Origin of the sequence: Streptomyces cahuitamycinicus (genome assembly GCF_002891435.1) — a bacterium.
GTDB classification, from domain to species: Bacteria; Actinomycetota; Actinomycetes; order Streptomycetales; family Streptomycetaceae; genus Streptomyces; species Streptomyces cahuitamycinicus.
In genome coordinates this window covers 1-9,246 of sequence record NZ_POUC01000330.1, presented here as the reverse complement: position 1 = coordinate 9,246, position 9,246 = coordinate 1, and the positions used below count along the sequence as shown (strand labels likewise).

The 9,246-nt window shown below is 72.4% G+C and carries 6 protein-coding genes and 1 pseudogene; 5 read left to right on the top strand and 2 right to left on the bottom strand.

Annotation, left to right across the window (positions count from 1 at the left end):
* Nucleotides 1–167: 167 nt before the first annotated feature.
* A complete protein-coding gene (gene gnd, locus C1J00_RS31725) occupies nucleotides 168–1,607 on the bottom strand; it encodes an NADP-dependent phosphogluconate dehydrogenase (protein ID WP_102912432.1) in 1,440 nt (479 codons plus the stop codon).
* Between the two features lie 352 nt (nucleotides 1,608–1,959).
* Here gnd and C1J00_RS31720 point away from each other — a divergent pair, with 352 nt between their 5' ends.
* Nucleotides 1,960–3,195: a transglycosylase family protein gene (locus C1J00_RS31720; RefSeq protein WP_102912431.1), complete on the top strand. Its 1,236-nt coding sequence runs from the start codon at nucleotides 1,960–1,962 to the stop codon at nucleotides 3,193–3,195.
* Between the two features lie 394 nt (nucleotides 3,196–3,589).
* Here the strand turns inward: C1J00_RS31720 and C1J00_RS47980 are convergent.
* A pseudogene (locus C1J00_RS47980) lies at nucleotides 3,590–4,735 on the bottom strand (DMT family transporter); the annotation flags it as partial.
* Nucleotides 4,736–4,944: 209 nt separating this feature from the next.
* Between C1J00_RS47980 and C1J00_RS31705 the strand changes: the two are divergent.
* From C1J00_RS31705 to C1J00_RS31685, 4 genes are all read left to right on the top strand, one after another.
* Nucleotides 4,945–5,700, top strand: coding sequence for a (2Fe-2S)-binding protein (locus C1J00_RS31705; RefSeq protein ID WP_439333452.1), 756 nt, complete (start codon nucleotides 4,945–4,947; stop codon nucleotides 5,698–5,700).
* Nucleotides 5,701–5,739: 39 nt separating this feature from the next.
* Nucleotides 5,740–6,891 carry a glycogen synthase gene (gene glgA, locus C1J00_RS31700; RefSeq protein ID WP_102912427.1) on the top strand — a complete coding sequence of 384 codons (1,152 nt, stop codon included), beginning with the start codon at nucleotides 5,740–5,742 and terminating at the stop codon, nucleotides 6,889–6,891.
* Between the two features lie 51 nt (nucleotides 6,892–6,942).
* Entirely contained in the window at nucleotides 6,943–8,163 is a 1,221-nt protein-coding gene (gene glgC / locus C1J00_RS31695) for a glucose-1-phosphate adenylyltransferase (RefSeq protein ID WP_102912426.1), read from the top strand.
* Between the two features lie 577 nt (nucleotides 8,164–8,740).
* A partial coding sequence (locus C1J00_RS31685; RefSeq protein WP_219728385.1) for a wax ester/triacylglycerol synthase domain-containing protein occupies nucleotides 8,741–9,246 on the top strand: 506 nt, incomplete at its 3' end.

Sequence of the window (9,246 nt, the reverse complement as noted above, 5' to 3'; positions counted from 1 at the left end):
TGGGTATAAGAGACAGGCCCCGACCCGTCCCCGATCCCCCCGGGGCCGGATCCCGTGCCGAACCCGGAGCCGGGCCCTCCACTGTCCTGACCCCCTGCACAGGAACGGGGCGGTGGACGGCACATCCCGCCGTCCACCGTCCCGCACACGTCCCTCGGCGGCAGCGCCTACGCGGAGGTCTCCGACCGGTCCCCGCCCCACAGCGTGTGGAACGACCCGTCACGGTCCACCCTGCGGTAGGTGTGCGCACCGAAGTAGTCCCGCTGCCCCTGCGTCAACGCCGCCGGCAGCCGCTCCGCGCGCAGCGCGTCGTAGTAGGCGAGGGCCGCCGCGAAACCGGGCGTCGGCACACCCTGGCGGGTCGCGGCGACCAGCACCTCACGCCAGTCGTCCTGGGCGTCCGCGATCTCCTGCGCGAAAGTCGCGTCCGACAGCAGGCTCGGCAGGTCGGGCCGGGCGTCGTACGCGGCGCGGATCCGGTCCAGGAACGCCGCGCGGATGATGCAGCCGCCCCGCCACAGCGCCGACACCGCACCCAGGTCGATGTCCCACCCGTACTCGCCGCGCGCCGCGTCGATCTCGTGGAAGCCCTGCGTGTACGACACGATCTTCGACGCGTACAGCGCCTGCTCCACCCGGTCCGCGAACGCCCGGGCCTCCGCCTCGCTCAGCGGCTTCGCCTTCGGGCCGGCCAGCTCGCGCGAGGCCTCCCGCAGGGCCGCGTGGCCCGACAGCGACCGCGCGAACACCGCCTCGGCGATACCGGACACCGGCACGCCGAGGTCCAGCGCGATCTGCACGGTCCAGCGGCCGGTGCCCTTCTGCTCGGCCTGGTCCACCACCACGTCCACGAACGGCTTGCCCGTCTCCGCGTCGACGTGCGACAGCACCTCGGCCGTGATCTCGATCAGGTACGAGTCGAGACGGCCCTGGTTCCAGGTCCGGAAGATGTCCGCGATCTCGGCGGGGGAGTACCCGGCGACGTCCCGCAGCAGCTGGTACGCCTCCCCGATGAGCTGCATGTCCGCGTACTCGATGCCGTTGTGCACCATCTTCACGAAGTGCCCGGCACCGTCCGGACCGACATGGGAGACGCACGGCGAGCCGTCCGCCGCCTTCGCCGAGATCTTCTCCAGCATCGGACCCAGCGAGTCGTAGGACTCCTTCGGGCCGCCGGGCATGATGCTCGGGCCGTTCAGCGCGCCCTCCTCACCGCCGGAGACGCCCATGCCGACGAAGTGGATGCCCTGCTCGCGCAGGTCCCGCTCCCGGCGCCGAGTGTCGGCGAAGTGCGCGTTGCCACCGTCGATGATCATGTCGCCGGGCTCCAGCAGCGGCGCGAACTCCTGGATCACCGCGTCCGTCGGCTCACCGGCCTTCACCATCACGACCAGGCGCCGCGGCCGCTCCAGCGCTGCCACGAAGTCCTTGGCGTTCTCGCATGCGACGAACTCCCCCTCGCCGCCGAACTCCTCCACCAGGGCGTGCATGCGCGCGGGCGTCCGGTTGTGCACCGCGACCGTGTAGCCGTTGCGGGCGAAGTTGCGGGCGAGGTTGCGGCCCATGACCGCGAGACCCGTGACGCCGATCTGCGCTGTACTGCTCATTCGGTTCGCTCCTAAAAGACCTCGGTACCGGTGCTGCCGGTGGGAGGCGCCCACGGGCATCCCCCGTCGACCATCCTGACGTGCCGCTACTTCGTCCGCACGCGCGGGTCGCACGGCGTGGCGCAGGCTGATACGGACGAGAGCCCCTTCGCGCTCAGCCGGTGTACGCGTCCCCGCGCACGGCGCACCCGCGCACCGGGTGCCGTACACGGTGCACCACCGTGGCGCAGGTCGCGCAACAGGGGCCACATACCGGCCATTTGGACTCCCGGGCGGCCGATAGCCGTCTTGTTCTGGCCGGTTCGCAGCGCTTACTTTTGCCCCTCCTGACGCATGTCTAGGGGGGCTTTCGATGGCCGTACGCGGCCGGCACCGCCGGTATCAGCCGAACAGGATCAACCGCGCCTCGCTCACCGTGACGGCGGGCGGCGCGGGCATGGCACTGCCGTTCATGGGCACCGGCGCCGCCCAGGCGGCGGACGTGGACACCTGGAACAAGGTCGCCGCCTGCGAGTCCACCAGCAACTGGAGCATCAACACCGGCAACGGCTTCTACGGCGGACTGCAGTTCACCCAGTCCACCTGGGAGGCCTACGGCGGCCGGGCCTACGCGGCCCGCGCGGACCTGGCGAGCAAGGACCAGCAGATCGCCGTCGCGGAGAAGGTCCTCGACGGGCAGGGGCCGGGCGCCTGGCCGGTCTGCTCCGAGCGGGCCGGACTGACCCGGGGCGGTGGCGAGCCCGACATCCGGCCCGCCACCGAGCGCACCGGGCGGAAGGACTCGAAGAAGAAGACCTCCATCGACGACGTACGGCCGCAGTCCACGCCGCAGTCCCGGGCGGGCAACGCCGAGATGTACACCGTCGTCCGCGGCGACACCCTCTCCCGCATCGCGGACGACCAGGACGTGCGGGGCGGCTGGCGGGGCCTGTACGCCGCCAACCGCTCCGCCATAGGGGCCGACCCGGATCTGATCGTGCCCGGCCAGCGCCTCGCGCTGCGCGGCGAGGGCGCCACGAAGACGCGGCCCGAGCACAGGCCGTCGCCGTCGGCCAAGCCCTCGACGAAGAAGCCGGCCCAGGACCGCGCGGAGGAGCGGTCGAAGGAGCGGGCGAAGGAGCGGCCGAAAGAGCGGTCCAAGGACGAGAGCAGGGAGCGCGCGGACCGGTCCACGGCCACCCGGCAGGGCTTCGTCGCCCCTGTCGACGCCTCACTCGGGACGCCCTACCGCAAGGCGGGCTCCGCCTGGTCGAAGGGCTATCACACCGGGATCGACTTCCCCGTGCCCACGGGCACATCGGTCAAGTCGGTCGCGTCGGGCAGCGTCGTCAGCGCGGGATGGGGCGGCTCCTACGGCTATCAGGTCGTGGTCCGGCACGCCGACGGCCGCTACAGCCAGTACGCCCACCTCTCCGCGATCTCCGTGCGGGACGGGCAGTCTGTGAGCGCGGGCCAGCGCATCGGCCGCTCCGGCTCCACCGGCAACAGTTCGGGCCCGCATCTGCACTTCGAGGTGCGGACGGGGCCCGGCTTCGGCTCGGACGTCGATCCGGTGGCGTACCTCCGGGCCGGCGGCGTCAGGATCTGACCCGCGTGCGGTGCCGGTCGATCACGGGCAACGGGACGTACGGGATGCCGTAGAAGGGCGCGTAGGAGAGCGGGCGATCGTCGTCGGAGGCCGCCGCCACCGACGACTCCCCGCCCTCGTACGAGACATCCGCCTCGCCGGCCGCCGCCGCTCCGGGCCCCGGCGACATCACCGCGGCCCGTGTGTCCGGTACGGCTACGGGGGCCGCCGCCGTCGCCACCGGCTCCGGCGCGAGTACGGCGGCCGGTGCGTCCGGTACCCGTACGCGGGCTGCCGCCGTTTCCTGCGGCCTGGGCACGATCACCGCCGCCGGTGCGTCCGATCCAGGCACGAGTACCGTCGCCCTCGCGGTCGGCTCGGGTACGCGCATGTCCGCCCTCGCCCTCGCGACCGGCTCCGGTACGCGCACGTCCGCCGTTTCCTCCGGCCGTGGCACGATCACCGCAGCTGGTGCGCCCGGCCCCGGCACGAGTACCGCCGTCGTCGCCACAGGCCTCCGCACGAGCACGTCCCGCGCGCGCAGCCCGGCCTGCGCCCCGGCCGGGACTCGCTCGGGGACCCCGTCCAGGCCAGCCGGTTCTCCCACCGGAGCGGGCAGACCGCCCCGGCCCGCCTGCTCCGGCACTCGGCGCGGACCGTCGGCCGGCAGGGCTCGCGCACCCGCCCCGCTCGGCGCTTCCGTAGGCCCGGCGGGAATCGCAACCGGCTGCTCGTGCGTGAGCCGCTCCGTCGTCAGCAGGATCAGGCCGCCAGCCGCCACCACGCCACAGCCCAGGGCGAGCACCGTGCCCGTCGCGCCGTAGCGGAAGGTTTCTCCGAACATCGTGATGCCCACCGCGGCCGCGACCACCGGGTTCACGACCGTCAGCATGGCCAGCGGGGCAGCGAGGCCGGCGCCCCGGTAGGAGGCCTGCGACAGCAGCATGCCGGCCGTGGCCAGGACGCCGATCACGGCGAGGGACGGCACGTCCGCCGCCGACACACCGCCGGTCCAGTCGACCGCGACGGTCTTGGTGAACACCGAGGACATGCCGAACGCGATGCCGGAGGCCGTCGCCAGCAGCATGCTGCGGACCGCCGGGTGCCGGTGCGCGGCCCGGGCGGCGATCATCAGCGTCACGACCACACCCGCGGTGACGACGGCGACGCCGACCCGCTGCGCCGCGCTCAGCGACCGCGCGTCGGACGCGGCGACCAGGGAGAGCAGACCGGCGAGCCCCACCGTCGCCATGATCGCGCCCCGCCAGGCCGTGGAACCGGCCTTACGGCCGACGAACAGCGCCGCCATGGGCAGGGCCACCACGATGGTCAGCGCGCCGAGCGGCTGCACCAGGCTCAGCGGCCCGTAGGCGAGCGCCACCACGTGCAGCAGCCCACCGGTGCCGTTCAGCGCGACCGCCGCCCACCAGCCCGGCCGCCGCAGCGGCGCGTACTGCTCGCCCGGCGACGACTCCGCCACCCGCTCCTGCACGATCGCCCCGCCCGCGTAGGCGAACGCGGAGACGAGGGACAGCAGGACGGACAACGCGAGGGCGCTCATCGGCTGCTCCTCTGCGTGAGGCGGGGGCTCTCGGCCCGGCGCGGCGAAAGGTGGGCTTTCATGACCAACACCCTGCCGTGTCCAGGTCTTCCCGTCGTCGTCCCTGAGCACTCATTGGGTCCTACTGCCGGTGGAGTACGCGAGGAACCCCGTCATCCCCAGGGTGGGCGAGTGCGGTCGGGGCCACCGGGTCGCGTCCCCTAAGGGCCTTGGTACTACTGCTCTTCGTGAACCTCGACCCCGACCTCGCCGCGCTCCGCCCGCTCGCCGGCTTCTTCGTGCTGCGCACGGAACGAGCAACGGCCGGGTCCTTTCCCACTCTCGCACAGGCCTATGCCGCGACGTCACTGGATATGTCGGCAAATCCCTTGATTTTGCGTGTGCGGAAGGTCTCGGCCGCCCTGCGCGCCCCGGAGTTGCGCGTCGCCGCGTCCGTGACGCATCAGGGGATCGCGGCCCGGCTCTGGTCGATCGCCCTCGGCTGCGCGGCGCTCTACGGCTCCGTCCCCGACCTCGACGCCCGGCTGCTGCACTGGGACGCCGACGGCAGCGCCCCCGACGACCTGTGGCTCCGGAAGGTGACGCCGCTCCCCGGGGACGCGCCGTCCCTCGCGGACGTGGTCCTGCACGGCCACCTCGTCCCGCTGGCGGCGGCCCTGCGCGTCCACCATGGCCTCGCCCCGGGCCTGCTGCGCGGCAACGCCGCCTCCGCCCTGGCCGGTGCGGCCCGGGAACTGGACCGCTGGGCCGGGCGGCACGGCCGTACGGACGTCGCCGCCCGGGCCCGGTCCCTGGCCGCGGAACTCCTCGCGCACCCCCTGCTCACCGGCGCCGGGACCCTCACCGGCACCGCGTTCCGGCGCCGCAGTTGCTGCCTGTACTACCGGGTGCCCGGCGGGGGCGTCTGCGGCGACTGCTGTTTCCCGCGGCCGCCTCGCTCTTCCCCGCGCGCCCCTTCTGGGTGACCATGAAAGGGAACGGCCGCTGAGAGCAGGGAGTTGCGGGTGCGAGTCGGACTGCTGACCCGGGAGTACCCGCCGGATGTGTACGGCGGTGCGGGCGTCCATGTGGAGTTCCTCGCCCGCGAGCTCAGATCGCTCGTCGACCTGGACGTGCACTGCTGGGGCGAGGGCCGCGGCGACGGCGTGCGGCGCCACCGGCCCTGGTCCGCGCTCGACGGCGCCAACGACGCGCTGCGCACCTTCTCCGTCGACCTCGCCATGGCCGCCGCCCTCGAAGGCCGCGAGGTGGTCCACTCCCACACCTGGTACGCCAACCTCGGCGGCCACCTCGCCAAGCTCCTGTACGGCATCCCGCACGTGATGACCGCGCACTCCCTGGAGCCCCTGCGGCCCTGGAAGGCCGAGCAGCTCGGTGGCGGCTACGAACTGTCCAGCTGGGCGGAACGCACCGCGATCGAGGCCGCCGACGCGGTGATCGCCGTCTCCGGAGCGATGCGCGAGGACATTCTCGGCTGCTACCCCGCGCTGGACCCGGAGCGGGTCCACATCGTGCACAACGGCATCGACACGAGCCTGTACCGGCCCGACCACGGGACGGACGCCCTGGACCGGATCGGCCTGGACCGCTCCCGCCCGTACGTGCTGTTCGTCGGCCGGATCACCCGGCAGAAGGGCGTGCCCCACCTGCTGCGCGCCGTGCGGGACATCGACCCGGCCGCACAGGTCGTGCTGTGCGCGGGCGCACCGGACACACCGGAGATCGACCAGGAGTTCCGCGAGCTGTTCGGGGAGCTGAGCGCGGTCCGCGACGGGGTGTTCTGGATCCCGAAGATGCTCCCGCGCCCGGAGGTGATCCAGCTCCTCACGCACGCGGCCTTGTTCGTCTGCCCCTCGGTCTACGAGCCGCTCGGCATCGTGAACCTGGAGGCGATGGCCTGCGGCACCCCCGTGGTGGCCTCGGCGGTCGGCGGCATCCCCGAGGTCGTCGACGACGGCACGACCGGGCTGCTCGTCCCGCCCGGCGACGGCTTCGAGGCCGGCCTCGCCCGGGCCATGGACACGGTCCTGGCCGACCCGGCGGCCGCCGGGAGGATGGGTGAGGCCGGGCGGGAGCGCGCGGTCGGCGCCTTCGGCTGGGACGCGGTGGCCCGCCGCACGGTCCGGCTCTACGAAGAGATCGTCAAACAGGCTTAGTGGGTACTGCTCAAGGGCAGGCATCGGGAAATCGGCGTGAGGGGAGCGGCCATGCGAGGTGGTGGTCCTTCGGTCCTGGGGATCGTGCTGGCGGGCGGCGAGGGCAAACGGCTGATGCCCCTGACCGCGGACCGTGCCAAACCGGCGGTGACCTTCGGTGGAACGTACCGTCTGGTCGACTTCGTCCTGTCCAACCTCGTCAACGCGGACGTCCTGCGCATCTGCGTCCTGACGCAGTACAAGTCGCACTCGCTGGACCGGCACATCACCATGACCTGGCGGATGTCCAACCTGCTCGGCAACTACGTCACGCCGGTGCCCGCGCAGCAGCGCCTCGGCCCGCGCTGGTACCTGGGCAGCGCCGACGCGATCCTGCAGTCCCTGAACCTGATCTACGACGAGCGTCCCGAGTACGTGGCCGTCTTCGGCGCCGACCACGTCTACCGCATGGACCCCCGCCAGATGCTCGCCCAGCACATCGAGAGCGGCGCGGGTGTGACGGTGGCCGGGATCCGTGTGCCGCGCACCGAGTCCTCGTCCTTCGGGGTGATCACTCCCGGCTCGGACGGCCAGACGGTGGAGGGTTTCCTGGAGAAGCCGGCCGATCCGCCCGGGCTCGCTGACGACCCCAGCCGTGTCTTCGCCTCGATGGGCAACTACATCTTCACCACCAAGGCACTCATCGAGGCGCTCAGGCGGGACGCGGAGGACGAGGCCTCGGTGCATGACATGGGCGGTTCGATCCTGCCCCAGCTCACCGACCGGGGCGAGGCCGCGCTCTACGACTTCAGCGCCAACCACGTGCCCGGCGAGACCACCCGCGACCAGGGCTACTGGCGGGACGTGGGGACGCTGGACGCCTACTACGAGGCCCACATGGACCTGATCGCCGAGCGCCCCGCCTTCAACCTGTACAACCGCAGCTGGCCGATCTACACGCACTCGTACCAGCTCTCACCGGCCCGGTTCAACGCGGGCGGCATCGCCAGCGAGTCCATCATCAGCGCGGGCTGCCTGGTGCGCGGGCAGGTCACGCGGTCGGTGCTGTCGCCGGGTGTGGTGGTCGACCCGGGAGCCGTGGTGCAGGGTTCGGTGCTGCACGACAACGTGCACATCGGCCGGGGCGCGGTGGTGCGCGGCGCCGTCCTCGACAAGAACGTCGAGGTGCCGCCGGGCGCGACCATCGGCGTCAACCCCGAGCGGGACGCGGAGCTGTACACGGTGTCCAAGGGCGGGGTGATCGCCCTGGGCAAGGGGCAGTTGGTCACCTGAGCCGGGGCGGCCCGGGGTCTTTGTCCTGCCTCTGGACGACGCCCGGGAGGACGACCCGCCCGAGATCCCCGGCTTCAAGGGTGAGTACTTCACCCGGTCCGCCCCGGGCGTCTTCGCTTTCCACGCCCTCAAGGGGACCACGTTCGACCAGGACCTCGACTTCGACAACCTGGAGCGGCGCCAGAACTTCACCACCGGACGGCCCGACGACGTGACGCCTCCCGGGTGACTCCCACCGGGTGCCCGGCGGCGCGAGCTGTGCTGGACTGACCGCACATGCACCATGAGTCCCGCCCCATCACGGGGCGGGACTCAGGGGTCCTTTCACTACGCCCGTCCGGGTCGCGCGGCCTGGCACCGAACCTCGCCGCGTTGCCGAAACGCCCACGTGGCTCCGCCACGAGGGCGCTCCGGCGCCTTGCGATGCACGGCACCGGAGCACGCGACCTGACCGGACGCTCATAGTGAGAAGACCCCTTAATCCGATGTTAACTGTGCGTAGCCTGATCGTACTTGACCGTAATCGGCTGGGGGCGGTTGACTGCTGACCCACCCGTCGTCGACGCGAGGCAAGCCCTTGACTGCTGACCTGCTCGCTCCTCTCGACCTGGCGTTCTGGAACATCGAGTCCGCCGAACACCCGATGCACCTCGGCGCGCTCGGAATCTTCTCGGCCCACTCGCCCGCCGCGGGCGCCCACGCGGCGGACCTCCTCGCCGCCCGGGCCGCCGGAGTCCCCGGACTGCGGATGCGCATCCGCGACGTGTGGCAGCCGCTGCCCTCCGCCCTGCGCCGGCCGCTCGCCTTCGGCGGCGCGGCCCGCGAGGCGGACCCCGACTTCGACCCCCTGAACCACGTGCGGCTGCACGCCCCGACCGCCGACTTCCAGGCCGTAGCGGGACGGCTCATGGAGCAGCCCCTGGAGCGCGACCGCCCGCCCTGGGAGGCCCATGTGCTGCCGGGCGAGGACGGCGTCTGCTTCGCCGTGCTGTTCAAGTTCCACCACGCCCTGGCCGACGGGCTGCGGGCGCTGACCCTCGCCGCTGGCGTCATGGACCCGATGGACATGCCCGCCCCCGGCCC

Coding starts and splice junctions, on each gene's coding strand:
- gnd (WP_102912432.1), bottom strand. CDS start 1,607: ATGAGCAGTACAGCGCAGATCGGCGTCACGGGTCTCGCGGTCATGGGC.
- C1J00_RS31720 (WP_102912431.1), top strand. CDS start 1,960: ATGGCCGTACGCGGCCGGCACCGCCGGTATCAGCCGAACAGGATCAAC.
- glgC (WP_102912426.1), top strand. CDS start 6,943: ATGCGAGGTGGTGGTCCTTCGGTCCTGGGGATCGTGCTGGCGGGCGGC.